The sequence below is a fragment of the Embleya sp. NPDC056575 genome, from assembly GCF_042793325.1.
Classification (GTDB): Bacteria; Actinomycetota; Actinomycetes; order Streptomycetales; family Streptomycetaceae; genus Embleya.
Map to the genome: position 1 here is coordinate 31,136 of NZ_JBHTVA010000062.1, position 25,208 is coordinate 56,343.

20 protein-coding genes are annotated in these 25,208 nt (G+C 72.8%); 11 read left to right on the top strand and 9 right to left on the bottom strand.

From position 1 onward, the window contains the following. Positions 1–33 precede the first annotated feature (33 nt). The 8 genes from ACFRCG_RS36620 (at position 34) to ACFRCG_RS36655 (ending at position 10,823) form a co-directional block, all read left to right on the top strand. Positions 34–816, top strand: a complete 783-nt coding sequence (locus ACFRCG_RS36620) for a class I fructose-bisphosphate aldolase (RefSeq protein ID WP_380039596.1) — start codon at positions 34–36, stop codon at positions 814–816. A gap of 543 nt (positions 817–1,359) precedes the next feature. Continuing rightward, positions 1,360–3,228, top strand: coding sequence for a 2-oxoacid:acceptor oxidoreductase subunit alpha (locus tag ACFRCG_RS36625; RefSeq protein ID WP_380039598.1), 1,869 nt, complete (start codon positions 1,360–1,362; stop codon positions 3,226–3,228). Then, positions 3,221–4,276 carry a 2-oxoacid:ferredoxin oxidoreductase subunit beta gene (locus ACFRCG_RS36630; RefSeq protein ID WP_380039600.1) on the top strand — a complete coding sequence of 352 codons (1,056 nt, stop codon included), beginning with the start codon at positions 3,221–3,223 and terminating at the stop codon, positions 4,274–4,276. The genes ACFRCG_RS36625 and ACFRCG_RS36630 overlap by 8 nt, the downstream gene beginning before the upstream one ends. Next, positions 4,273–4,572: a ferredoxin gene (fdxA, locus tag ACFRCG_RS36635; RefSeq protein ID WP_380039603.1), complete on the top strand. Its 300-nt coding sequence runs from the start codon at positions 4,273–4,275 to the stop codon at positions 4,570–4,572. Before ACFRCG_RS36630 ends, fdxA begins: the two co-directional genes overlap by 4 nt. A gap of 66 nt (positions 4,573–4,638) precedes the next feature. After that, positions 4,639–6,789, top strand: coding sequence for a hydantoinase/oxoprolinase family protein (locus ACFRCG_RS36640; protein WP_380039605.1), 2,151 nt, complete (start codon positions 4,639–4,641; stop codon positions 6,787–6,789). Beyond that, entirely contained in the window at positions 6,786–8,390 is a 1,605-nt protein-coding gene (locus ACFRCG_RS36645) for a hydantoinase B/oxoprolinase family protein (RefSeq protein ID WP_380039607.1), read from the top strand. Before ACFRCG_RS36640 ends, ACFRCG_RS36645 begins: the two co-directional genes overlap by 4 nt. A 265-nt stretch (positions 8,391–8,655) precedes the next feature. Beyond that, entirely contained in the window at positions 8,656–10,167 is a 1,512-nt protein-coding gene (locus ACFRCG_RS36650; protein ID WP_380039609.1) for a class I adenylate-forming enzyme family protein, read from the top strand. Beyond that, positions 10,164–10,823, top strand: coding sequence for an RraA family protein (locus tag ACFRCG_RS36655; RefSeq protein WP_380039611.1), 660 nt, complete (start codon positions 10,164–10,166; stop codon positions 10,821–10,823). The genes ACFRCG_RS36650 and ACFRCG_RS36655 overlap by 4 nt, the downstream gene beginning before the upstream one ends. A 66-nt stretch (positions 10,824–10,889) precedes the next feature. Here the strand turns inward: ACFRCG_RS36655 and ACFRCG_RS36660 are convergent, their stop codons facing one another. Together ACFRCG_RS36660 and ACFRCG_RS36665 are read right to left on the bottom strand one after the other, a co-directional pair. Next, positions 10,890–11,729: an alpha/beta fold hydrolase gene (locus ACFRCG_RS36660; protein WP_380039613.1), complete on the bottom strand. Its 840-nt coding sequence runs from the start codon at positions 11,727–11,729 to the stop codon at positions 10,890–10,892. 838 nt (positions 11,730–12,567) lie between these two features. After that, positions 12,568–13,176 (bottom strand): helix-turn-helix domain-containing protein, encoded by a 609-nt coding sequence (locus ACFRCG_RS36665; protein ID WP_380039615.1) that lies wholly within the window; start codon positions 13,174–13,176, stop codon positions 12,568–12,570. A 116-nt stretch (positions 13,177–13,292) separates the two neighbouring features. On the opposite strand from ACFRCG_RS36665, the gene ACFRCG_RS36670 reads away from it, so the two are divergent. Then, the gene (locus ACFRCG_RS36670) at positions 13,293–14,111 is read left to right on the top strand and encodes an MBL fold metallo-hydrolase (RefSeq protein WP_380039617.1); all 819 of its coding nucleotides are present in this window, start codon (positions 13,293–13,295) and stop codon (positions 14,109–14,111) included. 144 nt (positions 14,112–14,255) lie between these two features. Here ACFRCG_RS36670 and ACFRCG_RS36675 read toward each other — a convergent pair whose 3' ends face one another. Further along, positions 14,256–15,527 (bottom strand): aminotransferase class I/II-fold pyridoxal phosphate-dependent enzyme, encoded by a 1,272-nt coding sequence (locus tag ACFRCG_RS36675; protein ID WP_380011852.1) that lies wholly within the window; start codon positions 15,525–15,527, stop codon positions 14,256–14,258. A 141-nt stretch (positions 15,528–15,668) separates the two neighbouring features. Next, a complete protein-coding gene (locus ACFRCG_RS36680) occupies positions 15,669–15,902 on the bottom strand; it encodes a hypothetical protein (RefSeq protein WP_380039619.1) in 234 nt (77 codons plus the stop codon). Positions 15,903–16,165: 263 nt separating this feature from the next. On the opposite strand from ACFRCG_RS36680, the gene ACFRCG_RS36685 reads away from it, so the two are divergent. Then, positions 16,166–17,245 carry a magnesium and cobalt transport protein CorA gene (locus tag ACFRCG_RS36685; protein ID WP_380039621.1) on the top strand — a complete coding sequence of 360 codons (1,080 nt, stop codon included), beginning with the start codon at positions 16,166–16,168 and terminating at the stop codon, positions 17,243–17,245. Positions 17,246–17,273: 28 nt separating this feature from the next. Here ACFRCG_RS36685 and ACFRCG_RS36690 read toward each other — a convergent pair whose 3' ends face one another. Further along, a complete protein-coding gene (locus ACFRCG_RS36690; protein WP_380039622.1) occupies positions 17,274–18,803 on the bottom strand; it encodes a hypothetical protein in 1,530 nt (509 codons plus the stop codon). Positions 18,804–19,366: 563 nt separating this feature from the next. Between ACFRCG_RS36690 and ACFRCG_RS36695 the strand changes: the two genes are divergently transcribed. Then, complete coding sequence (locus ACFRCG_RS36695) at positions 19,367–20,284, top strand: 3-oxoacyl-[acyl-carrier-protein] synthase III C-terminal domain-containing protein (protein WP_380039624.1); 918 nt, start codon at positions 19,367–19,369, stop codon at positions 20,282–20,284. Positions 20,285–20,332: 48 nt separating this feature from the next. On the opposite strand, the gene ACFRCG_RS36700 is transcribed toward ACFRCG_RS36695, so the two are convergent. From ACFRCG_RS36700 to ACFRCG_RS36715, 4 genes are all read right to left on the bottom strand, one after another. Then, positions 20,333–20,905: a TetR/AcrR family transcriptional regulator gene (locus ACFRCG_RS36700; RefSeq protein ID WP_380039626.1), complete on the bottom strand. Its 573-nt coding sequence runs from the start codon at positions 20,903–20,905 to the stop codon at positions 20,333–20,335. A 515-nt stretch (positions 20,906–21,420) separates the two neighbouring features. Beyond that, positions 21,421–22,299: an ATP-binding cassette domain-containing protein gene (locus ACFRCG_RS36705; protein WP_380039628.1), complete on the bottom strand. Its 879-nt coding sequence runs from the start codon at positions 22,297–22,299 to the stop codon at positions 21,421–21,423. Further along, the gene (locus ACFRCG_RS36710; RefSeq protein ID WP_380039631.1) at positions 22,287–24,266 is read right to left on the bottom strand and encodes a dipeptide/oligopeptide/nickel ABC transporter permease/ATP-binding protein; all 1,980 of its coding nucleotides are present in this window, start codon (positions 24,264–24,266) and stop codon (positions 22,287–22,289) included. Before ACFRCG_RS36710 ends, ACFRCG_RS36705 begins: the two co-directional genes overlap by 13 nt. After that, a complete protein-coding gene (locus ACFRCG_RS36715) occupies positions 24,263–25,201 on the bottom strand; it encodes an ABC transporter permease (protein ID WP_380039633.1) in 939 nt (312 codons plus the stop codon). Before ACFRCG_RS36715 ends, ACFRCG_RS36710 begins: the two co-directional genes overlap by 4 nt. Positions 25,202–25,208 lie beyond the last annotated feature (7 nt).

Here is a 25,208-nt window from a genome sequence, read left to right on the forward strand (position 1 = left end):
GACTCGGGTGGAGAACGATCGAAGGGAACGACTGTGCAGACCTATTCCGCTACCGGGGCGGGCAAGCTTCGGCGGATGCGTCGGATGTTCGGCGCGGACGGCCGGGCCGTGTTCGTCGCCATCGACCACGCCGCCTACATGGGCGAGGGGCCGCCGCTGGGTGAGCCGATGGCGCAGATCGCCGCGGGCGGTCCGGACGCGGTGCTCGCCACGTGGCACCTGGCTCGGGCCTACGCCGACACCTTCGCCGATGCGGGTCTGGTGTTGCGGATCGACGGTGGCGCCTCGGAGTTGGGCGAGTTCGCGCCGGGGGACGTCACCGACATCATGCATCTGCCCGAGCAGGCGCTGAAGTTGGGCGCGGACTGCGTGGTGGTGCTGGCCTTCCCCGGTGCGCCGGACGAGCATCTGTCGTTGCGGCGGCTGGCCCGGCTGACCTCGGAGTGTGAACAGCTCGGCCTGCCGGTGATGGCGGAGATGATCCCGGGGGGCTGGGGCAAGGCCGTGCCGTGGACCACGGAGAACGTGGCGCGCGCGGCGCGGATCGGTGCGGAACTGGGGGCGGACATCGTCAAGACGGTCTGCCCGGGCCGGCCCGAGGAGTTCGCGGCCGTGGTCGAGGCGTGTCCGGTTCCGGTGGTGGCGCTGGGCGGGCCGAAGTCGGACAGCGAGGACGAGGTCGTCGCGTTGGCGGGCGGCGTGGTCGCGGCGGGCGGGGCCGGGGTGGCCTTCGGGCGGAACGTGTGGGGGTCGGCCAAGCCGCAGTTGCTCGTGGAGCGGCTTCGCGACGCGGTCCATGGGGGCGGGGCGGGCTAGCGGTTTTGGTGGCCGATCCTCAAGCGCGGGCCGGGCTGCGGGCCGGCCGTCCTCAAACGCCGGACGGGCTGAAATGGCTCGGTCGGCCTCGCCCAGAGCCGGGCTCGGGCCCGAGCCCCCGGGCCGGCCTGCGGCCCGCTTGTCCTCAAGCGCCGGACGGGCTGAGGGGGGTTGGGGCGGCCCCGCCCAGGGCTGAGCCCCGTGCCCCCGGGCCGGCCTGCGGCCCGGCTGTCCTCAAGCGCCGGACGGGCTGAAATGGCTCGGTCGGCCTCGCCCAGAGCCGGGCTCGGGCCCGGAGCCCCCGGCCGGCCTGCGGGCCAGCCGTCCTCAAACGCCGGACGGGCTGAGGGGGTTGGGGCGGCCCCGCCCAGGGCTGAGCCCCGAGCCCCCGGGCCGGGCTGCGGGCCGGCTGTCCTCAAACGCCGGACGGGCTGAGGGGGGCGGGGCGGCCTCGCCCAGGGGTGGGTCCGGTGCTGCCGGGCCGGGCTGTGGGTGGTTGGTATCGGACGTTGGACGGGCTGGAGTGGATCGGGAGTTGCGATTATGTTTCAGCGGGTTTCCTCCGTGTCTCGGGTGGTCGTTCGGTTTGCCGGGGATTCCGGGGACGGGATGCAGCTTGTCGGGGATCGGTTTACCGCGCAGAGCACGCTTTTCGGGAATGACGTGTCCACATTTCCGGATTTTCCCGCGGAGATTCGGGCGCCGGGCGGGACGTTGCCCGGGGTTTCGGCGTTCCAGATTCAGTTCGCGGATCATGCGGTCAGCACTCCCGGTGATGCCGCCGATGTTCTGGTGGCGATGAATCCGGCCGCGCTGCGGGCGAATCTGGGTGGGCTGCCGCGTGGGGCGGACGTCATCGTGGATACCGATGAGTTCACCGCGCGGAATCTGGTCAAGGCCGGATATCCGGCGGGGGTCGACCCGCTTGTCGATGGGTCGTTGGCCGGCTATCGGGTGCACGCGGTGGCGTTGACCGGGCTGACCGTGGGCGCGTTGCGATCCTTTGATCTGCCCCGACGGGACGCCGAGCGGGGTAGGAACATGTTCGCGTTGGGACTGCTGTCGTGGATGTATCACCGGCCGACCGAGGCGACCGTGGCGTTTCTGCGGGAGAAGTTCGCTCGGCGACCGGAGTTGGCGGCGGCCAACGTGGCGGCGTTCACCGCGGGTTGGAACTTCGGGGAGACGACCGAGTCGTTCGGCGGTGGGTATCGGGTCGCGTCCGCGCCGCGGGCGCCGGGTCGGTATCGCACCATCACCGGAAATCGTGCGCTGGCGTACGGGTTGATCGCCGCCGCGGATCGGGCCGGACTGCCGCTGTTTCTCGGGTCGTACCCGATCACTCCGGCCTCGGACATCCTGCACGAGCTGAGCCGGCAGCGGCATTTCGGGGTGACCACGTTCCAGGCCGAGGACGAGATCGCCGGGATCGGGGCGGCGCTCGGTGCGGCCTTCGGCGGCTCGCTCGGGGTGACCACCACGTCCGGGCCGGGGCTGGCGCTGAAGTCGGAGACGATCGGACTCGCGGTCTCGCTCGAACTCCCGCTGGTGGTGGTCGACGTACAGCGCGGTGGGCCCTCGACCGGGCTGCCCACCAAGACCGAACAGTCCGATCTGCTCCAGGCGTTGTACGGGCGCAACGGCGAGTCACCGGTACCGGTACTGGCCGCCTCCTCGCCCGGCGATTGTTTCGCCGCCGCCGTGGAGGCGGTTCGGATCGCGGTCACCTACCGCACGCCGGTGGTGCTGCTCTCCGACGGCTACCTCGCCAACGGTTCCGAGCCCTGGCGGGTGCCGGACGTCGACGAACTGCCGCTGATCGACCCGGCGTTCGCGACCGGGCCGAACGCGGTCGACGCCGCCGGCACGCCGTGCTTCCAGCCCTATCTGCGCGATCCGGACACGCTGGCCCGGCCCTGGGCGCTACCCGGCACGCCCGGCCTGGAGCACCGGGTGGGCGGTCTGGAGAAGGCCGACCGCACCGGGGAGATCTCCTACGACGCGGCCAACCACGATCACATGGTGCGCACCCGGAGGGCCAAGGTGGACCGGATCGCACGCGACCTGCCGCCGCTGGTGGTGGACGATCCGGGCGGCACCGCCGAGGTGTTGGTGCTCGGCTGGGGCTCCACGGCCGGGCCGATCGCCGCCGCGTGTACCGAAGTCCGCTCCGCCGGAGGCGCGGTGGCCCGGGCCCAGCTGCGCCACCTCGACCCGTTCCCGGCCGACCTCGGCGAACTCCTCGGCCGCTACCGGCGGGTGCTGGTCCCGGAGATGAACCTGGGCCAACTCGCGGGCCTGCTGCGGGCCCGGTACCCGGTCGACGTCGAATCCCTCACCCAGGTGCGCGGCATGCCGTTCAAGGTGGCCGAACTGCGCACCGCGATCGAGAAGGTCGCCGCCGATGTCTGACACGCCCCTGCTCACCATCGCCGAACGGCCGGCATCCCCGCCGACCGCCCGCGACTTCCGCAGCGATCAGGAGGTGCGCTGGTGCCCGGGCTGCGGGGACTACGCCATCCTGGCCGCCGTCCAGGGCTTCCTGCCCGAACTGGGCTTGCGCCGGGAGAACATCGTCTTCGTCTCGGGCATCGGCTGCTCCAGCCGCTTCCCGTACTACCTCGACACCTACGGCATGCACTCGATCCACGGCCGGGCACCGGCGATCGCCACCGGCCTGGCCGTGTCCCGCCCCGACCTGAGCGTGTGGGTGGTCACCGGTGACGGCGACGCGCTGTCCATCGGCGGCAACCACCTGATCCACGCGCTGCGCCGCAACGTCAACCTGAAGATCCTGCTGTTCAACAACCGGATCTACGGTCTGACCAAGGGTCAGTACTCGCCCACCTCGGAGACCGGCAAGATCACCAAGTCCACCCCCATGGGCTCGCTCGACCACCCGTTCAATCCGCTGTCGGTGGCCATCGGCGCCGAGGCGTCGTTCGTGGCCCGGTCGATCGACTCCGACCGCAAACACCTGACCTCGGTGCTGCGCGCGGCGGCGGCCCACGAGGGCACGGCCCTCGTGGAGATCTACCAGAACTGCAACATCTTCAACGACGGCGCGTTCGAGCGGTTGAAGGCGCCCGGTACCCGGGACGAGCACGTGTTGCGGCTCGAACACGGTGCGCCGATGCGGTACGGCCCGGCGGGCGCCCGCACGGTGGTGCGCGATCCGGCGGGTGGGTTGCGACCCGGGGCCGGGGACGACGCGGCCGTGGTGCACGACGCGCATACGAGCGACCCGGTCCCGGCGTTCGCGCTGTCCCGGTTGCCGGAGGCGGGTGGGCCGACCCCGATCGGGGTGCTCCGCAGCGTGCGCCGACCCACCTACGACGGTGCCGTGGTCGAGCAGGGCCGCCGGGTGCGCGCCGCGCGCGGCCCCGGCAGCGTGGCCGACCTGCTCGGCGGCGGCGATACCTGGACCGTGCCGGCGCCCACCGGAAGCGAGGCGAGATGACCTACGTCATCGGCGCGAACTGCGTCGACGTCAAGGACCGTACCTGCGTGGCGGAATGTCCGGTCGCCTGCATCCACGAGGGCGATCGCATGCTCTACATCCACCCCGAGGAATGTGTGGACTGCGGCGCCTGCGAACCGGTCTGCCCGGTCGAGGCCATCCACCACGTGGACGACCTGCCCGCCGACTGGTTGTGGCACCTGGACGCCGCGGCCGAGGCCACCGCCGGACGGACGGACGCGGAACCGGTGTCCGACCCGGCGACGGTGACCGCGCTGCCGCCCGCGGTCCAGTGAACCTCCTTGCTGTTGAACCGAGTTGATTCAGCTCTCCGTACCCCCGAGAAGAACAGGAGGCCCGAGATGACCGACTGGCGCCTTGCCGTGGACATCGGTGGCACCTTCACCGACGTGGTCCTGTTGGATGCCGACACCGGCCGTGTGGTGGTCGAGAAGACGCTGACCACCCCGGCCGCCCCGCTCGGCGGCGTCCGGGCGGGAGTGACCTCGGCGCTGGCCAAGGCCGGCATCACGCCGGCCGACATCACCCGGCCGATCGTGCACGCCACCACGCTGATCACCAACGCCCTGATCGAGGGCAAGACCGGCCGGGCCGCGCTGGTGACGACCCTGGGCTTCGGCGACACGCTGGAGATCCGCAACGAGCACCGCTACGACATGTACGACCTCCAGATCGAGTTCCCGGCCCCGCCGATCCCGCGCGAGCTGGTGTTCGAGATCGACGAGCGCACCACCGCCGCCGGCGAGGTCCGCACCGCCCCGAGCGAGGACGAACTCGACGCGCTCGCGGAGCGGTTGGCCGCGCACGAGGTGGAGTCGGTCGCGGTGTGCCTGCTCAACTCGTACGCGGACGCGACCAACGAGAGGGCGGTCGCCGAGGGGTTGGCCAAGCGGCTGTCGGTGCCGGTGTGCGCGTCGCACGAGGTGACGCCGCAGATCCGCGAGTATCCGCGCATGGTCACCACCGCGTGCAACGCGGCCACCATGCCGGTGATCGGGCCCTACCTGGCCGAGTTGCAGGCCTGGTTGAGTGCCGAGGGCTTCGGCGCGTCGGTGCTGATGATGCTCTCCAACGGCGGGGTGGTCTCCGCCGACGACGCCCGCCGGGTACCGATCCGGCTGGTCGAGTCCGGGCCGGCCGCGGGCGCCCTCGCCGGTGTCTGGTATGCCCGACGGCTGGGCGAGGAACGGCTGTTCTGCTTCGACATGGGTGGCACCACCGCCAAGTCCTGCCTGATCGAGGACTATCGGCCGGAGTTGACCAACGCGTTCGAGGTGGCCCGGGTCTACCGGTTCAAAAAGGGCTCGGGCTACCCCTGTTCGATCCCCTCGGTCGACCTCGTGGAGATCGGCGCGGGCGGCGGCAGTCTCGCCCGGGTGGACGAACTCGGGCTGCTCAAGGTCGGTCCCGACTCCGCCGGCGCCGATCCGGGCCCGGTCGGCTATGCCCGGGGCGGCACCGTGCCCGCCACCACCGACGCGGACCTGGTGCTCGGCCTGCTCGACCCGCACTACTTCCTGGGCGGCGAGATGCCGCTCGATCTGCCCGCCGCCCGGGCCGCGTTCGCACCGCTCGCCGAACGGCTCGGCGCCGGCGCCGACGCGGACCACGTCGCGGTCGGCGTGTACGAGGTGATCAACCAGAACATGGCCGCCTCCGCGCGGATGCACGCCGTCGAGCGCGGCATCGACCTGCGCGGCGTCTCGCTGATCGCGTTCGGCGGCGCGGGACCGGTGCATGCGTGCGGAGTCGCCACGCTCCTGGAGGCGCCCCGGGTGATCTTCCCGGTCAACGCGAGCGTGTTGTCCGCGTTCGGCACGCTGGTCAGCCCGGTGCGCATCGACCTGGCCCGCAGCATGGTCCGCACCCTCGACGAGGGGGTGTCCGCCGACCGGGACACGCTGCTGGCGGACATGCGCCAGGAGGCGCGGCGGGTACTGGCCGCCGCCGGGGCGGAGGCGGGCGATGTGCGCTACCGCTACGGCCTGGACGCGCGCTACGAGGGCCAGGGCAACGAGATCACCCTGTGGGTGGGCGAGGGCGACGCCTGGCCGACCACGCTCGCGGACACCGTCGAGCAGTTCCACACCGAGTACCAGAAGATCTATGGGCTGCGGATCCCCGACGTCGGCGTCGAGGTGGTCACGTGGCGGGTCGCCGCGTGGTCGGACGCGCCGGGCTTCGAGGTACCCACGGTGCCGATCGGCGAGGGCGAGCCCACGCCGAATCGGTACCGCGCCGCGCGCTTCCGGCTGGGCGCGTCCGCCGTCGACGTCCCGGTGTACCGGCGGGCCGAACTCGGCGCGGGCCACCGGTTCGTCGGACCCGCGCTGGTCGAGGAGCGGGAGACCACGTCGGTCATTCCCGACGGCTGGACCTGCGAGGTCGCGCCGGACGGGTCGATCGTGGCCACCGCGACGGCCGCCGCTCCCGCTGCTCCCGCTGTTTCTGCTGCCGCCGCCACCGCTGCCACCGAGGAGGGATCCGCGTGACTCGCACCTTCGACGCGATCGAGTTGGAGGTCCTGTGGGGCTCCCTCGTCGCGACCGTCAACGAGCAGGCCAAGGCGCTCCAGCGGGCCGCGTTCAGCCCGATCGTGCGCGAGGCGGGCGACCTGGCCAACGCGCTGTTCGACCGGCGCGGTCGGATGGTCGCCCAGGCGGTCACCGGTACCCCCGGGCACATCAACTCGCTGGCCATCGCCTGTCGCAACATCCTGGACCGGCACCCGGTCGACTCGCTCGCCCCCGGGGACGTACTGGTCACCAACGACCCGTATCAGACCGCCGGGCAACTGCTGGACGTCACCGTCCTGGTGCCGGTCTGGCGCGGCGGGCGGGTGATCGCCTTCTTCGGCTCCACCATCCACCACACCGACGTCGGCGGCTACGGCATCGGCGCGGGCGCGCGGGACGTGTTCGAGGAGGGCCTGTGGATCCCGATCAGCAAGCTCATGGTCGGCGGCGAACGCAACGAGCCCGTCTGGGACTTCATCCTGGCCAACGTCCGCCAACCCACGCACATGGCCGGTGACCTGCACGCCCAGATGGCCTCCGGCGAGGTGGGCGCGGCGCGGCTGAAGACACTGCTCGACGCGTATGCGTTGGCGGACATCGAGGATCTGGGCGACGAGGTCATCCGCCGCTCCGAGGAGGCCACCCGGCGGGCGATCCGGGCGTTGCCGGGCGGGACGTACGAGGCCGCGTCGGTGCTGGATCTGGCGGACGGCTCGGAGATCACCATCAAGGTGGCGGTCACGATCGATGCCGAGGCGGGCGAGATCCTGGTGGACTACGCCGGTTCGTCCGGGGCGAGTCCGTTCGGGATCAACGTGGTGAAGAACTACACGCACGCCTATACGACGTTCACCCTGCGCAGCCTGCTCAATCCCGATGTGCCCAACAACGCGGGCTCGCTGGCGCCGATCCGGGTCGAGGCGCCGGTGGGCAGCATCGTCAACGCGGTGTCGCCGGCGCCGTGCACCGCGCGCCACGTGGTGGGCATGTTCCTGCCGATGCCGCTGCTGAACGCGATGTCCCAGGCGCTGCCGGAGGCGGTGATGGCCGAGGGTTCGGCGGCCGTGTGGACCATGCAGGTCAGCGGACACGACGCGGAGGGCAGGCCGTTCATCACCGCGATGTTCACCTACGCGGGCGGCGTCGGCGCGCGGGCCGGCAAACCCGGACTGTCCACCACGTCATATCCCACCGGCGTGTCCGCCGTGCCGTTGGAGGTGGTCGAGGCGTCGGCGCCGATTCGCTTCCTGCGCAAGGAGCTTCGGCGCGGTTCGGGCGGACTCGGCGCGCAGCGGGGCGGGATGGGGCAGACCATCGAATTCACCGTGGACTCGCCGTCGCCGTGGGTGCTCAACGCGGTCGCCAGCCGGCTCGCGCGCGGCCCGCGCGGGATCTTCGGCGGCGGGGAGGGGGCCACCGGGCGCTTCCTGGTCAACGGCGAACCGGTACGCACGCAGGCCCGGATCACGCTGCAGCCGGGGGATGTGGTGCGGCTGGAACTGCCCGGCGGTGGGGGATATGGCACGCCGGTGACGGCGGGAGCGGCCGGGGCTGCGGGGGCGGACGGCTCGGCGTGACGTGAGGGCGTCGGCGCGCGGCTCCCGCCTGGTCGCGCGCCGGCGCCCGGTGGTGCGTCGGCGCCTGGTTCTGCGTCGGCGCCTGGTTGTGCGTCGACACGCTTGGTTGTGCGTCGGCGCTTCGCTGTGCGCCCGGTTGGGCTCCGACGCCTGATGGTGCGTCCATGCCCGATTGCGGCGCACCCGTACGGTGGCGAAGTTCCGTGGGATTGGTGCCGTCATCCGAAGTCCTCACGTCTGTTCGACTGTTGCCTTGGAGGTTCATGTGGCGTCCGAAGCGCCCACCTTCGCCGCGCGCTGGTCCGCGACCGCGGCCGGTCGGCCGCATGCGCCGTTCCTGATCTGGGAGGGACCGGACGGGGAGGTGACCCGCTGGACCTATGGCGAGTTCGACGCCCTCGTGGCGCGGGTGGCCGGCGGGCTGACCGCACGTGGCGTGCGGCCCGGGGACCGGGTCGGCATCGCGCTGCGCAACTGCCCGGCGTACGTGGCGTTGTGGCTCGCGCTGGTCCGGATCGGCGCGGCGATGGTCTGCCACGATCCGTCGGCGAGTGCCCCGGAACTGGCCGCGCACCTGCGGCGGACGGGGGTCCGGCTCGGGTTCTGCGCGCCCTCGCGTGCCGCCGACTACCGGGCGGCTGCGCGGGATTCGAACCCGGCGGCGGTCGTGGTCGAGGTCGGGGAGGACGACACCGCGCTTGCGGTCCTGTCGGGTCGGCCGGCAGTGGCCGGTGATACTCCCCCGCCGGGGCCGTACGACCTCGCGGGGCTGATGTTCACCTCCGGTACGACGGCGGCGCCCAAGTGTGTGATGGTCACTCAGGCCAACTACGCCTTCGCCGGCGACGTCATGGCCGCTGCCGCCGAACTTGGCCATGATGACCGGCAGTTCGTCGTACTGCCGATGTTCCACGCGAACGCGCAGTACTACTCCTTCGCGGCGGCGATCGCGGTGGGGGCGAGCGTGGTGTTGTTGCCCACGTTCTCCGCGAGCCGCTTCGTCGCCCAGGCCGCTCGGCATCTGGTCACCCACGTCAGCCTGTTCGCCGCGCCGATCCGGATGATCCTGACCCGGACGGCGCGGCGGGAGCCGGTCGCCGGTCTGCGGGTGCGGCATTGCTGGTACGCGCAGAACGTGACGGACGAGCAGTACGAGCGCTTCGCGACGCTGCTCGGCGGTTGTCGGCCGCGCCAGTTGTACGGCATGACCGAGACCATCCCGGCGGTGCTGAGCAATCCCGTCGCGGCGCCGATCCCGGGGTCGATGGGTCGGCCGACGCCCGGGTGCGTGGTGGCGGTGCACGACGGGGAGATCGTGGTCGGCGGCGAGCCCGGGGTGAGCCTGTTCGCCGGGTATCTCGACGATCCGGCCGCCACCGCCGCCGCCTACCGGGACGGCTGGTTCGTCACCGGCGACCGCGCTCGGGTGGACCCGGACGGGCACTTCCACTTCGCCGGTCGGCGTGGCGATGTGCTCAAGGTGGCCGGGGAGAATGTCTCGATCGTGGAGATCGAGGCGGTGTTGGCCGAACATCCGGCGGTGCTGGAGGCGGCCGTGGTGGGTGTGCCGGACGAGATGCGCGACGAGGTGCCGGTGGCGTTCGTGGTGGCCGCGCCGGGGGTCGAACCGGCCGCGCTCGACGACCTGGCCGAGTGGTGCGCGGCGCGGCTCGCGAAGGCGAAGCGGCCGGTGCGCTTCGAGCGGGTGGCGGAGTTGCCGCGTACCTCCGTGGGCAAGATCCGCAAGTTCCTGCTGAGCGAGAGGACTTCTTCGTGACCGACGTCGTGCCCGGGCCGCTGCCCGCCACCGCCGCGCTTGCCGATGTGCTGCAACTCCGGGGTCGGGCGGGGTGGTTGACGCCGCCGTTGCGGCCGTTCCACCGGGGTTCGGGTGTTGTGCTCGGGTCGGCGCGTACGGTGCGGTTGGCGGCCGGGGCGGGCACGCACGGGCTCAAGCCGCTGCATGCGCTGCTCGCGGAGGACCTGGCCGGCCGGGTGGTGGTGATCGGCGGCGCGGACGCGGCTCCGGGGGCGGTGTGGGGCGAGATCCTGAGCACCGCCGCGCTGGCCCGGGGGGCGGTCGGCGCGTTGATCGAGGGGGCGGTGCGGGACGTGCCGGCGGTGGCCCGGCTGGGGTTGCGGGTGTGGGCCCGGTCCGAGGCGACGGCGGGGCCGGGCGGGGCGGTTCATGTGGCCGAGATCGGCGGCCCGATCCGGATCGGCGACACCGCGTTGGTGGAGGGCGATCCGATTCTGCTCGACGAGGGCGGCGCGGTGGCGCTGCCGGCCGCCGACGCGGACGTCCTGCTGGCCGACGCGCTGACGTATCACCACGCGGAGGAGGAGGTGCTGGCCGCCCTGACGGCGGGCCTGCGCCTCCCGCGGGCCTACACCCCCAAGGCCGAAGCGATCACCCGTCTGCGCAGCCGCTGAGGCTCGGGACGCACGTGTGGGCCGCCGACGCGGTGGTCGGCGACCCGCTCGTGATCGGGGCGGACGTCAGTCGTGGGCCGGCTGCTCCAGGAAGGAGCGGATCGCGTCGGCGACCCGGTCGGGGAACTGGGCGTGCGCGTAGTGGCCCGCGCCCTCGACGAGTTCGAGCCGGGCGAGGCCCTTGGGCATGGCGTCGACGACGGCCCGGCCCTCGGCGCCGGCGTCGGGCCAGTCGGGGTCGAGGGTGCCTTCGAGGACGAGCGCCGGGCACTGGATGTTGCCCAGTTCGGCGCCGGCGTCGGTGGGCGGGACCATGCCCATCCTGGCCATCACGGCCATCCGTCCCGGGCGGCGCAATTCGGCGTCGAGCGTGGCGATTCGGGCGTCGAAGTCGGCCGGTTTGGTACCCGGGTAGGCGTGGTGGAGGTAGCGCTTCCACAATCCGACGTTGCGGAGCATGCCGGCGCCCATCAGCAGGGTCATGCCCTTGCGGTAGCGGGCGTTGGACCCCAGTGCTCGGAAGTCGATCTTCTGGGCCCGGGTGAACGGGGCGATCTCCACGATGGCGTCGACCAGCTCGGGTGCCCGAGCCGCGGCGATGGTGGCCGATCCGCCGGAGAAGGAGTGTCCGACGATGACGGCCGGGCCGCCGCCCAACTCCCGGATCAGGGCGAGCAGATCGTTCGCCGTGTCGGTGCGGGTGTAGGAGGACCATCCGACGGTCGATTCGCCGTGACCGCGCAGGTCCACGCAGGCCACGCGGTATCCGGCGGAGAGCAGGATGTCCGCAAGCTCCCGAAAGGCCGACCGATTGTTGCCCATGCCGGGCGAAAGCACCACCAGCCGTCCCTCGCCGCGCACATCGTAGGCAAGCCGCCCACCCTCGATCTCCAGGAACTCGGTCATCGCCGTCGCCTTCTTCCCCGTGCCGTACCCTCGAACACCTCGAAGCTAACACCGTTAGCCAGCCAAAGTCAACGACCCCACCCACCAACAGCCACACACGAAGCCGGAGCACGACACGGTCGAGCGCGAGCGCGGTCGAGCGGTGAGACCGGGCGGGCGAGCGCGAGCGCGGAGAGGTGGCGCGCCGTGTGGCGCAGCGTGGCGGTACCGGCGGCGAACCAACGGCGGCGCGGAGCGGCGAGGGAACGCGGCGAGACGACCGAGCGGGTTGCGCGGCGCGGAGACGTCGGCAAGGCGACAGCGAACCAACGGAGCTTCGCTGCACCCGAGTCGCGCCGCGAAACCGCGTGACGGGGCAGCGCAGCAGCGTGGCGCGCGGGGGCTGGGCGAGATGCGGCGCCGCGGGCGCGGTGCGGGATGCGGCCAGGGACTCCGGGCCGACCGGTGGATATTCACCGGGTGACCCAGCGGATCTCCCGAGGCGGCGGATCGGCGGGCGGGTGCGGGCGCAGAGCCGGGGGCGCAGGCAAGGAGCCGAGCGGGTACGGCGCGAAGCCGGGCGGGTGCGGGCGCGAAGGCGAGCGGGCACGGGCGCAGGCGAGCGGGCACGAGGGCGAAGCCGCGCGGGCGTAGGTGCAGAGGCGAACAGGCACGGGTGCGGAGCCGCGCGGGTGGGGGCGGGCTCTGGGGTGGAGCCGCGCGGGTGCGGGTGCGGAGCCGGGTGGGAGTGGCGTGGTTGGGGGGGCGGCCGGGTGGCGTGCGGGCGTACCCCGTGGATCGGGGTTTGGGCCTTGGCCTCGTGGTGTGTGGCCCTGTGGGGGCTGGGGTCCGGTGTCGATCAGGCTCTGCGGGAGATGACCATGATGTATTCGCAGGGGGCGTTCGTGCGGTTGGCGAAGCCGTGGTCCGCGTCGGCTTGGAAGAACAGCGAATCGCCCGTGTCCAGGGTTTCGTTGATCCCGCCGATCGCGACCGTGAGGGTGCCCTGGAGCACCACGAGTTGTTTCTCCGTACCCGGCGGGTACGCGGGCAGCAGCCCCGTGGAGACCTGCGCCGGGAGGTGGTGGACGACCATCTCGGCTCGCCCCGCGCCCGGCGCCGCCGACACGATGTGCCGCTCGAAGCCCGTTTCCGGGTCACGGAAAACCGGGCGATCGTTCCTGCGCATGGCAACGGCCACCCCGGCCCCGGCGGCGGCCGGCGCACCGATCAGGTCCGAGAGCGACGCGTCGAGCGCGTGGGCGATCCTGGACGCGACGCCGATCGTCGGGCTCTTCTCACCGCGTTCGACCTTGGACAACATCGCCCGGCTGACCGACGACCGCGTGGACAACTGCTCCAGCGTCAGACCCGCCTCCTCGCGGCGTCGCCGCACATTGCCGCCGAACGCGCCGGCCAGGTCGTCACCGTGCCGTGGCTCGGCCGCGTTCTCGTCTTGCTCGACCACCGTGCTCCTCGATCGATGGATGCCGCACTGCCCACAGTGTAGGGTTTCTTCTATAGGAGATTCAGCGTCTTCTATCAGAGACTCACGGTGTGCGTTCGACACGACGGAGGGGTTCCATGCGTTTGATCTCGAGTGGCCGGCACCATGCCACGTTCGAATTCGGCGATCTGCGGGTGGTCGCGTTGCGAGACGGGTACATCGACATGCCGCCGACCCGGCTCCGCGACGAGCACGGGTGCACGCTCGACGAGCTGCCGGCCGCCGTACCGCTGGCCGGCGACAACCTGCGGCTGGCGGTCAACGCCTTCTTCTTCACCGACGGCACACGGTCGGTGCTGGTCGACACCGGCGCGTCCGACGTCTGGCACGAGCCCACCATGGGATTGCTCCACGACGCGTTCGACGAAGCGGGAATCGACCGCGCGCAGGTCACCGATGTGGCCATCACCCACAGGCACGAGGACCACGTGAGCGGCCTGATCGCGCCGGACGGTTCGGAGGCGTTCCCCAAGCTCGAACGCGTGTGGATCGGCGCGGGCGACGCCTCGGTGTGCACGGGACGGCTCGAACCGATCCGCGACCGGGTCGTACCGGTGACGGAGACGGTCGCGATCAACGACTGGACCACCGCGATCCCGACGCCGGGCCACACCCCCGGTCACACCGTCTACGAGGTCCGGAGCGGCGCGGCCCGGTTGCTCGCCTGGGGCGACACCGTGCACGTTCCCACGCTTCAATTCGAACGGCCGAAGGTGTCCTGGGAGTTCGACGGCGACCAGTCCCAGGCCCGCGCCGCACGGGCGGCGCTGCTCGAACGACTCGGCCGGCCACACCACTTCGTGGCCGGCGCCCACCTCGACTCACCCGGCATCGCCCGCGTGACCCCCTCCGGCGACGGTTACGCGCTGGAATACCTCGCGCCACCGATCGGCTGATCGAACCCGCCGGCGCCGCACCGCGCATGACAAGTGCTGTACCCACCCCTGTACAGCACCCGCGCGAGGTGTCGGCGCGAAAACGCGACCCGGCCCGACCCCGTTCGGGGGGGGCGGGCCGGGTCGTCGTCGGGTGTGGCGGCGTTACTTCGCTGCGGCCTCGGCGGCGGCGAGCTTGACGCAGACCGCGACGGCCCGCATCGCGCGGTGCACCTCGTCGACCGTCGGGTAGCTGGGGGCCAGCCGGATGTGGTGGTCGCGCGGGTCGTTGCCCTCGGGGAACGCGGCGCCGGCCGGGGTCAGCGCGACGCCGACCTCCTTGGCCAGCCGAACCACCTCGGCGGCGCAGCCGTCCGGCACCTCCAGGCTGACGAAGTAGCCGCCCTCGGGCCGGGTCCAGCTCGCGATGCCGAGCGCGCCCAGTTCGCGATCCAGGACCTCGTACACCGCGGCGAAGCGCGGCTCCAGCAGTTCGCGGTGCAGCTCCATGTGCGCGAGCACGCCCTCCGCGTCGCCGAAGAAGCGCACGTGCCGCAGCTGGTTGACCTTGTCCGGGCCGATGGTCTGCTTGGCCAGCAGCCCGGTCAGCCAGGCGGTGTTCGCCGCGGAGGAGCCGAAGAAGGCCACCCCGGCGCCGGCGTGGCTGATCTTCGAGGTCGAGCCGAAGACGAACGCGCGGTCGGGGTTGCCCGCCTCGGCGCAGGCGTCCAGGATCGACAGCAGCTCGACCGGCTTGTCGGTCAGGTGGTGCACCGCGTAGGCGTTGTCCCAGAACAGCCGGAAGTCCGGCGCGGCGGTGGGCATCGCGGCGAGCCGGCGCACCGTCTCGTCGCTGTAGCTCTCCCCGCTCGGGTTGCTGTACTTGGGCACGCACCACATGCCCTTGATCCGCGCGTCGGCGGCGACCAGCGCCTCGACCGCGGCCAGGTCCGGGCCCTCGCCGGTGAGCGGGACCGGGACCATGCCGATACCGAACCGCTCGCACAGCGCGAAGTGCCGGTCGTAGCCGGGCACCGGACACAGGAACAGCACCTCGGGCTCGTCCACCCAGCGACGCTCGGCACCGGGCACCTTGGACAGCAGCGCGTGCGCGATCACGTCGTGCATCAGGGTCAGGCTGGCGTTGCCGAGGGCGAGCAGCTGCGCGGCCGGGACCTGCAGCAGCCCGGCGAAGATCTCCCGCAGCTCGGGCAGGCCGTTGAGCCCGCCGTAGTTGCGGCAGTCGGTGCCGTCGGCGGCCTTGAAGTCGTCGCCGCCGGGCAGCGAGAGCAGCCCGTTCGCCAGGTCCAGTTGTTGCGGCGAGGGCTTGCCCCGGGTGAGATCGAGGCGAAGTCCCTCGGCCGCGAGGGCCGCGTACTCCTCGCGAACGGCCGCGAGGTCGATTTCCGGACTGGACACGTCGGTGCTGAGCGGCACGAGATCCCCAAAATAGGCGGAGGCCGCAGACACGTGCGGCGGGGGCGCGCCCAATCTAGCAATACCCGGGGCCCGGCTCCGCCCCGACGGCGGCCTCGCTCCCGGATCGGGGATCGCGCGCCGCCGCGACTCCTCGTTCGTTCATCCGTTCGGGAATTCCGCCCGCGCGAAGCGCAGCTCGCGCCGGGAGCGGTGGTCGTTGATCAGGCTGTGCGTGTCCACGAACAGGGTCGGCGCGTCCTCGGCGAGCCGACCCACGTACTCCACCGTCCCAAACCCGTCGGTCGCCGCGAACGAGATCGCGGCCCCGTCGAGGTGGTCCGGCTCGACGTCCACGTACAGCCCGTCGCGGCACGGCACCGGCGCGCCTGCCACGCGCGGCGCCGCCTTGGGATGCGGGTCGGTCGGTCCACGGAACTCGCCATCGCCGTCCGACGGTTGCTCCTTCGGTCGATTCCGCAGGACGCTACCGCTCGCGCGCGGCGGCGCCCGTGCCCCGGGCCGGCGGGTCCGCGCGGATGGGGCCGCGGCCCGCCCCGCGGGGGGCGTGCCGCCGGGATTCCTGCGATGTAGGCCCCCCGCAAAGGGGTGGTGCCGCCTACGATCGGGCGGGACATCCTCGATTCGGGAGCAGGACGATGAGCTCGTGGCGGACGACGAAGCGCTTTCGGCCCGGCGGCGCGGTACCGGCGGGCGCGGATGCCGCGGGGGCTCGGCGGGCGCCCGTGGTGGTGGACTGCGCGCTCTACGACAAGGGGGTCCGGCGCCCCGGTGAGGTGCCGTTGCAGGACGCGCTCGACGCGGCCGAGGCGAGCGAGGACTGCTTCGTGTGGATCGGGCTGCACGCCCCGCTCACCGAGGACCTGGCCGAGATCGCCGCCGCCTTCCACCTGCACCCGCTCGCCGTGGAGGACGCGGTCGAGGCACATCAGCGGCCCAAGCTGGAGCGCTACGACGACACCCTCTTCCTGGTGCTCAAGACCATCGTCTACGTCGAGCACGACGCGCTGACCGCGACCAGCGAGGTCGTGGACACCGGCGAGATCATGGTCTTCGCCGGCGACAAGTTCGTCGTGGTCGTGCGCCACGGCAGCGCGCCGCCGCTGGTCGAGTTGCGCCAGGCCCTGGAGGCCGATCCCGAGCGGCTCGGGCACGGCCCGGCCGCGGTGGTGCACGCGATCACCGACCGGGTCGTGGACGACTACCTGCTGGTGGCGGACAAGGTCGAGGACGACTTCGAACGCCTGGAGGAGGAGGTCTTCTCGCCCCGGCCGAGCAACGACGCGGAGCGCATCTACCAGCTCAAACGCGAGCTGATCGAGTTCAAGCGCGCGGTACTGCCGCTGGCCCGGCCGCTGGAGCGGCTGGCCGACGGGGGCCTGCCGGGGGACGGTACGGTCTTCGACGCCTATCTGCGCGATGTGGCCGACCACCTGGCCCAGGTGCGCGAACGGCTCGTGGCGTTCGACGAACTGCTCGACTCGATACTCTCGGCGAGCCTGGCCGGGGTGACGGTCCGGCAGAACACCGACATGCGCAAGATCGCCGCCATCGCGGCGATCCTGGCCGTCCCGACGCTGATAGTGGGCATCTACGGGATGAACTTCGAACACATGCCCGAGTTGAAGTGGACGTACGGCTATCCGAGCGTGCTGGTCGTGATGGTCGGTGCCTGTGTCCTGATGTTCCGCGCCTTCCGCCGCAACGACTGGTTGTGAGTCCCGGCCGCCGCGGCCGGGGTTCGGCTCAGCGCCGGGCCGGTACGGCTGCCGCGGGGACCGGTTCCGGGGCCGGTCGGGGTCGGTCGAGGGCGGCGGGCCCGGCCGGGCCGGGCGGCGGGCCCGGGTGGGTGGGTCGACGCAGCCGGATGTGCGCCGGCGCGGCCTCGCCGGCGCGGTACTCGACCAGGCGCGCCCGTACGCCCGCCCAGGTCACCCCGGCCGCGGCCAGGACCAGGAGCGTGGCGATCGGGCCCAGGTCGGCGAGCGCGTCGCGGCTGGCGTTCGCCTCGGCGTCCATGTGCGTGCGGTTGATCGCGGTGACGGCCTCCAGCGACTCGATCAGGTGGTCGAAGGCCCAGTTGGAGTTGTTCTCCCGGTGGCTGGTGTCGAAGTCGATCGCGCCCCGCAGGTCGCCCCGGGCGACCATGGTGCGCAACTGCCTGTCGTAGTCCTGGTATCGGGCGTACCAGCGCAGCGCGTCCTCGGCCGCCGCACGCTCGCCGGCGAAGGTGATGTTGCGGAACTCCCGGCCGAACCGCCCGTCGAACGGCGGGGTCGCCCCCTTCGCGAGGCCCGGGAGGCCGGTGATCGCCGAGCGCAACGCCTCGGCGTAGCCGTCGAGTCGCACCCCGTCGAAGCCGGCCAGCTCGCGGGACTTGGCCTCGAACGCGCGTTCCGCGTCCGCCGCGCGGGCGCGGTCGAGCAGGAATCGGCTCTCGTCGCGGTTGGCGTCCGTGGCCACGGCCCGGGCCCTGGTGAGTTCGAGGACCGAGTCGAACGCGTCCTTCTTGGCGGTACGCAGGTGCTCGGCGCCGGCCAGGGTGGATCCGGTACCCGTCCACACCAGCGCCACGACCACTACGGTCGCGATCAGCATCCCCGGATTGACCACCCGGCGCGTGCGCACGGCCACGAACGCCTGCCCGCAGAGCAGGACGCCGATCGCGCCCAGGCCGAGCGCGAGCGACCAGCCGCCCAGGTCGCGGGCCCGCCCGTAGGTGTCGCGATAGGTCGCCTCGACCGCGCCGGCGTTGGCCGCCGAGAGGCGATCGGCCTCCGGCAGCAGGGTGTCGCGCATCAGGTCGGCCGCCTGGCGCAGCACCGGCAGCGCGGGTGAGGCGTCGGTCAGGGCGCGAGCGTCCGACTGCCGGTCGAGCAGGGTCGCCTGCCCGGCCAGGTTGTCGTAGAGCCCGACCTTGTCGACGAGGTCGGCGAGCGTGCGCCGGGCCTCGTCGCCCTCGATGCCGGCGCCGGTCTCCTCGATGGCGTCGCCGAGCGCCTTGCGGTCGGCCGCGTAGTTCGCCGCCGCCTGCTCCCGGGCGAAGCCCAGCCCCGGCTCGTCGCCGACCAGGACGGTGTCGGCCAACTCGGCGTCCATCCCGGACAGGGCCCCGTGCAGCGCGTTCGCGGACACCACGCGCGGACCGGCGCCGGCGCCGACCGTACGCAGCCCGTCGTCGGCGGCGGAGACCGCCGCGAGCAGGACGCCGAGGTAGGCGACGAGCGCCACGACCACGCCGGTCGTCAGGAGCCGCAGCACGGCGGGCGTGGTCAACCGCCTCGCGCGCCCACCCCCGGCACCCACCGGATGGTCGCGGCGAGGCCGACCCCGGAGCGCCATCCCCCCGCCACGACCACGCCGAGCACGCGGTCTCGGACCCGAATTCCCGCTGTTCCCCGTGCTGTTGCTCCCCCGCATGACACCGACGCTAGGCAGCACCGACGACTTGCACCTTTGCCGGAACGAACCCGTACGCCCCGCATACGCGTTCACCCGGAATCCGTACGCGTCCTTGATGCGGAAGGAGGCGTTCACGGGAGTGGGGTGCTGCCGGAGCTGCGGGGGTGTGGCGCGTTGGTCCGCGGGCGCGGGGGCGGGTGTGTCAAGAGGGCGTCAGGTGGGGGTGGTTCGGACGTCAGGGGGGCGTGAAGGCGGGGAGTGGGGGTGGCTCGGGGGACGTAGCGTCGGATCCACGGCACGGCCCTCGGGGCTCGCTCTGGACGCGTTCCTCAATGCGTGCCCCGGGTGGGCTCGACGGTTTCCCGGGGGTCGTGCCCGATGCCGAGCGGTGGTGTCGGGCACCTGGGGCCGCCGTTTCGCGCCGGGAGGAGAACCCCATGAAGGTCACGGGCTTGGGTATCGCCGCCGTGGGAAGCTGCTCGGCCCCCGCGCCGACGTCGTCGCTGCTCCTCGACGAGGCCGCCGTACGCGAGGCGTTGGACCGTTGCGGGCTGAGCGGCGGCGACCTGGACGGGCAGTACTGCCTGCTCTGTGACGAGGCCGCGGCCGGCGCGCCGATCGCGTTGTCCGGGCGGCTGGTCCTCGACCGGGTCGGCGTCGGGCGCATCCACGCCTATCACGCGGTGCACTGCGGCGATCATCCGCTGTCCGCGCTCGGCACCCTCGCCGCGCACCTCGCGGTCGACCCGGCCGCGCACCGCGGCATCGTGCTGGCGCCCGCCCACGACGAGCACCCCGCGGCGGCGGCCCTGGTCCTGGAGAAGGGGCTGGAACGGCATCGCCTGCTGGCGGTCTCCGTACGCGACCCACACCGTGCCGGCGCCGCTCACCCGCGGCTGCGGCCACCTGCCCGGGAGCGCACCCCCGCCGCGGGCCCGCGCGTCGGCGCCGGCGCCCGCCGGGTCGAACCCGGCCGGTCCGTCGTGGCCACCATGGTCGACCGGGTCCACGTGTCCTGGCGGGAACACCACGGCTCGTCGCTGCGGGACGACCCGATCGCCGTGTCGGCCGTGGTCGCCCAGACCCTGCGCCAGGCTGGCATCCCCTGGTCGACCATCGACCACGTCGCGCTGCACACCCCGTCCGCCGAGACCAACCGTGCCTTCCGCCGCCACTTCGGCCTCCAGCACCACCAGGTCACCGACATCGGCCCGGAAACCGGTCGCCCGCGCGCCACCGGCCTGCTCATCGCCGCCCGGATGGTGCTCGAATCCGGCCGCCCCAGCGGCACCCGCGTCCTGCTCACCTCCCTGGGCGGCGACGGCGCGGTGGCCGCCGCCGTAGTGGAGATCTGAGCGCGCCGAACCCCCGCGGCACCGTTTCGCCCCCGCAGCGGGCCTCGGCTAAGGCTTCGTCCGCAGGCCGGCGATCAGGATCTGCACCAGCCGCCGCGCGTCGTAGCGCGAGTCGTTGTCGGCGCCGATGCAGAGGTTGCCGACGCCGCGCATCAGGTCGTACGCCTCGATGTCGGGGCGGATCTCGCCGGCGGCCGCCGCCGCGGCCAGCAGTTCGGCGCACACCGGCAGGAGCCGATCGAGGAAGTAGTGCAGCAGCGCCTCGAAGCCGGCGTTGTCCGACTGCAACACGGCCGCGAGCCCGTGCTTGGTGACCAGGAAGTCGACGAACAGGTCGATCCAGCGCCCCAGCGCGGCGTACGGCGTCGCGCTGGTCGCGAGCAGCTCCGGTCCGGCCTCGGCGCAGGTCTGCACCTGGTGCCGATACACCGCGATGATCAGGTCCGCCCGGGTCGGGAAGTGGCGGTAGATCGTGCCCGTGCCGACCCCGGCCCGGGCCGCGATGTCGCGCACCGGGGCCTCCACGCCCGAGGTCACGAAGACCGCGGCGGCGGCATCGAGCAGGATCTCCTCGTTGCGCCGCGCGTCCACCCGCTTGGGCCGCTCCACGCCGTCCTTCACCCTGCCGCCCTTCTCCCGCCGGATCCGCCGTCGGAACAGGGTTCCGCTTGTCCATGATGCCAGAGCGGGTACGGCCGGCCCGCTCCCGCTCGGCGCGACGATCGCGGCGCCGGCCCGGCGTGGCCGCCGGTGCGCGATGCCGTACGGGCGGGCCGACCGTGTCGGGCACGGCCCGTTCGCGGTCGGGGCATCGCGGCGCGGCGGACACCCGGATCCGGGTTCGCCGGCATCGCCCCGGGCGGCCGCACTCGCCGGGCGCGAGCACCGCACAGGGCGCCGTCACCGTCGACGGCCCGGCCCGCGCCATCGTCACGGCGGTCCACGCGGGCGCGCGGCGCCGAGGCGGGCAGTCCGCAGAGCGGCCCGGCGGCGTGCCCCGACGTGCTCGCGGCCGGCGCGAGCGGCCCGGACGGCGCATGCGAGGCGTACTCGCGGACCCGACCCGTGCCTGGACTCGGACCCACCCCGCCGGCTCGGCCCCGAGCGCGGGACCGGCCGGTCCGGGCCGATCCCGACTACCCCAGCGGCGCCCCCTGCGCCGCCAACCGATGCCGGGCCGCGCGCCGTTCCGCCTGGCGGGCCGGGTTCGGCACCGGGGCGGCCAGCAACAGGCTGCGGGTGTAGGGGTGTTCGGGGTCGGTGGTGACACGCGCCGCGTCCGCGCATTCGACGATCTCGCCGCGCGACATCACCGCGACCCGGTCGCTCACGTGGCCGACCACCGACAGGTCGTGCGCGATGAACAGGTAGGCCACGCCCGTGGCCTGCTGGAGTTCGACGAGCAGGTTGATCACCTGCGCCCGGGTGGACAGGTCGAGTGCGCTCACCGGCTCGTCGCAGATGATCAGGCGCGGCCCGGGCGCGAGCGCGCGGGCTATGGCGACGCGTTGCCGCTGGCCGCCGGAGAGTTCGCGGGCCGAGCGGGCGGCGGTGTCCGCCGGGAGGCCGACCGCGTCGAGCAGTTCGCCGATGCGCTCGCGCGCCGCCCGGCGGGTGTGCGTGTGCCGCGCGGTGAGCGGTTCGGTGAGGATGTCCCCGATGGTCATCGACGGGTTCAGCGAGCCGTACGGGTCCTGGAACACCACCTGGATGTCCCGGCTCAGTGCGCGCCGCGCCCGGCGGCCCAGGCCGTCGATTCGGGTGCCGGCGAAGGTGATCGTGCCGCCCGCCACCGGCGCGAGGCCCAGTACCGCGCGCCCGAGGGTGGTCTTGCCGGAGCCGGACTCGCCGACCAGGCCGACCGTTTCGTGCGCGTGCACCTCCAGGCTCACCTCGTGCAGCACGCGCAGCGGCGGGCGGCGCCGACCGCCGGTGCGGTACTCCACCACCAGTTCGTCGATCGCGAGCAGCGGCCGCGCCGGGTCCGCGGCGGCCGTCGTGTTCACCGGTTCCATACGATCACCTCGTTCTCCACCCGGACGCAGCGCACCGCCCCGTCCCGGTGGGTGGTCGGCTCCGGGTGGACCGCGCAGCCGGGTGCGGCGTACGCGCAGCGCGGGGCGAATCGGCAGCCGCTCGGCCGGTCGTGCACCGAGGGCACCCGGTCCGGGATGGTGGGCAGTCGGCTCCGGGCGCCGGCGCCGTCCGGGACGGCGGCGAGCAGCGCGGCGGAGTACGGGTGCGCCGGGCGGGCGAACAGGTCCGCCGAGGTCGCGGTTTCGACGATCTCCCCGGCGTACATCACCGCCACCCGGTCGCAGATGTCCGCGACCACCCCCAGGTCGTGGGTGACCAGGATCATCCCCATGCCGTGCTCGCGTTGGAGCGAGCGCAGCAGGTCCAGGATCTCGGCCTGCACGGTGACATCGAGTGCCGTCGTCGGCTCGTCCGCGATCAGCAGGTCGGGTTCGGCGGCGACCGCGCCCGCGATCAGGATGCGCTGGGCCATGCCGCCGGAGACCTGGTGCGGGTAGGCGGCGAACACCCGGGCCGGGTCGGCGATGCCCACCCGGTCCAGCAGTTCCAGGGCCCGGCGGCGGGCGGCGTCGCGGGACAGGCCCAGGTGCGCGCGCAGCGGCTCGACCAGTTGGCCGCCGATCCGGAAGCTGGGGTCGAGGTTGGACATCGGGTCCTGGGGGATGTAGCCGATCCGGCGCCCGCGCAGCGCGTTCACCTCCCGCTCGGACAGCGCCGCGAGGTCACGCCCGTCGAACACCACCCGCCCGGCCCGGATTTCGCCCCCGACGGGCAGCAGGCGCAGTACGGCCAGCGCGGTTTGCGTCTTGCCGCACCCGGACTCGCCGACCAGGCCCAGGATTTCGCCCCGATCCACGCTCAGCGACACCGCGTCCACGACGGCGGCCTCGCCACCGGGTGCCGGGTAGGCGACCTCCAGGCCGTCCACCACGAGCAGCGCGCCGGTGTCGACGCCCACCGCCCGCTCCCGGGCCGGCCCCCGTACCCGCCGGCGGCGCGTGGTCGGGGCGGGCTTCGGCGCGTCCTCGAAGGCGTCCCGAAGTCCCGCGCCGAGCAGGGTGACCGCCAGCACGGTGAGGGTGATCGCCGCGCCCGGCCACACCGACAACATCGCGTTGTCGTACACGTGGACCGAGGCGTCGTTGAGCATCGCCCCCCAACTGGCCCGGTCCGCCTCGCCCAGGCCGAGGAAGGCGATGCCGGATTCGATGATCAGCGCGAGGCCGAAGATCAGCGACGCCTGGGTGATGATCGGGACCCGCACCACGCGCAGGACGTGCCGCCCCATGATCCGCGGGTCGGACAGGCCGGCCACCCGCGCCGCGTCCACGTACGGCTCCCCGCGCACCCGTTTCACCTCGCCGCGCACCAGCCGAAAGACGGGGGCGGCGGTGAGCACGCCGAGCACGACCATCGAGCCGACCAGGCCGGGCCCTTCCACCGCCACGAGCGCGAGCAGGACCACCACGCCGGGCAGGGCCAGGAACAGGTTGGCCACCCAGCTCGACAGCGCGTCCCACCAGCCGCCCACGTAGCCGGCCGCGAGCCCGGTGGGCACGCCGATCAGCAGCGCCACCCCGGTGGCGATGGCGCCGGCGAGCAGGCTGGTGCGGCTGCCGTACAGCAATCGGCTCAGTACGTCACGACCGGAGCCGTCACCGCCGAGCGGATGGGTGCCGGACGGGTCGGCCAGGACCGCGTCCAACGCGGCCTTGTTGGGTCCGTGTTCGCTCAACAGCCCCGCGAACACGCCGGTCACGATCACCAGCAGCAGCATGGCCGACGCGGCGACCGCGATCGGGTCCCGGAGGAAGCGCCCGGCGGGCCCGTGCCGGCGCGGCGCCGAGGCCGGCGCGGGCGCGGCCGCGGGCTTGCCCCGGTCCGCGCGCTCCACCGGGGCCTCGGCGGTCGGCGGCGCGACCGCCGCGGTCTGGTTGTCGTTCATCTCATGCCGACTTTCGGATCGAGCACGCCGGTCGCCAGATCGACGACCAGGTTGACGGAGACCACGACGCACACGCTCACCAGGACGACCCCCTGCACGGTGGGTACGTCCGACTGCGAGGTCGCGCCGATGGCCAGCGAACCGAGCCCGGGCAGCGCGAAGATCTGCTCGATCACCAGCGCGCCGCCGAGCAGCCCGATGAACTGGAGGCCGACCACGGTCAGCGCGGGCGGGGTCGCGTTGCGCAGCACGTGGACCAACAGCACGCGCCGTAGCGGCAGTCCGCGGCTGCGCAGGGTCCGCACGTAGTCCCGCTCCAGGACCGTGGCCACCGCGTTTCGGGTCTGCTGGGCGATCGCGGCGATCCCGGAGACGGCGATGGTGGCCACCGGCAGCACCAGCGAACGCGCCCAGTCCACGGGCGATTCGGCGAGCGGTACATAGCCGGTGGCGGGCAGCCAGTCGAGCTTCACCGCGAACACGGCCACCAGCAGGATGCCCACCCACAGGCCCGGGATCGCGAAGCCGGCCACGGCGAGCACGTGCACCGAGCGGTCCACGATCCCGCGCCGGATCGCGGCGAACAGCCCGAGGGCGATGCCGAACAGCGCGCAGACCACGGTCGCGGTCAGCGTCAGGGACAGCGTCACCGGCAGTTTGGTGCCGATCGAGTCGGCGACGTCCAGGCCGGTGGTCCACGAGGTGCCCAGGTCGCCGCGCAGCGCCGCCCACAACCAGTCCAGGTAGCGCGGCACCACCGGCCGGTCCAGGCCCAATTCCTCGCGTTTGGCGCCCAGTTGTTCGTCGGTGGCGGATACGCCCAGGATGCCGCGGCCCGGGTCGGGCAGCAGGTCCATCAGGAAGAAGGTCAGCGCGGAGACCACGAGCAGCAGGGCGACGGCCGAGATCAACCGACGGGTGAGGAACGTGATCATGGCGACG

Excerpts from the sequence above, each read along its gene's own strand:
- ACFRCG_RS36625 (WP_380039598.1), top strand. The coding sequence starts at position 1,360 with ATGTTTCAGCGGGTTTCCTCCGTGTCTCGGGTGGTCGTTCGGTTTGCC.
- ACFRCG_RS36630 (WP_380039600.1), top strand. The coding sequence starts at position 3,221 with ATGTCTGACACGCCCCTGCTCACCATCGCCGAACGGCCGGCATCCCCG.
- fdxA (WP_380039603.1), top strand. The coding sequence starts at position 4,273 with ATGACCTACGTCATCGGCGCGAACTGCGTCGACGTCAAGGACCGTACC.
- ACFRCG_RS36640 (WP_380039605.1), top strand. The coding sequence starts at position 4,639 with ATGACCGACTGGCGCCTTGCCGTGGACATCGGTGGCACCTTCACCGAC.
- ACFRCG_RS36660 (WP_380039613.1), bottom strand. The coding sequence starts at position 11,729 with ATGACCGAGTTCCTGGAGATCGAGGGTGGGCGGCTTGCCTACGATGTG.
- ACFRCG_RS36670 (WP_380039617.1), top strand. The coding sequence starts at position 13,293 with ATGCGTTTGATCTCGAGTGGCCGGCACCATGCCACGTTCGAATTCGGC.
- ACFRCG_RS36685 (WP_380039621.1), top strand. The coding sequence starts at position 16,166 with ATGAGCTCGTGGCGGACGACGAAGCGCTTTCGGCCCGGCGGCGCGGTA.
- ACFRCG_RS36695 (WP_380039624.1), top strand. The coding sequence starts at position 19,367 with ATGAAGGTCACGGGCTTGGGTATCGCCGCCGTGGGAAGCTGCTCGGCC.
- ACFRCG_RS36705 (WP_380039628.1), bottom strand. The coding sequence starts at position 22,299 with ATGGAACCGGTGAACACGACGGCCGCCGCGGACCCGGCGCGGCCGCTG.
- ACFRCG_RS36710 (WP_380039631.1), bottom strand. The coding sequence starts at position 24,266 with ATGAACGACAACCAGACCGCGGCGGTCGCGCCGCCGACCGCCGAGGCC.
- ACFRCG_RS36715 (WP_380039633.1), bottom strand. The coding sequence starts at position 25,201 with ATGATCACGTTCCTCACCCGTCGGTTGATCTCGGCCGTCGCCCTGCTG.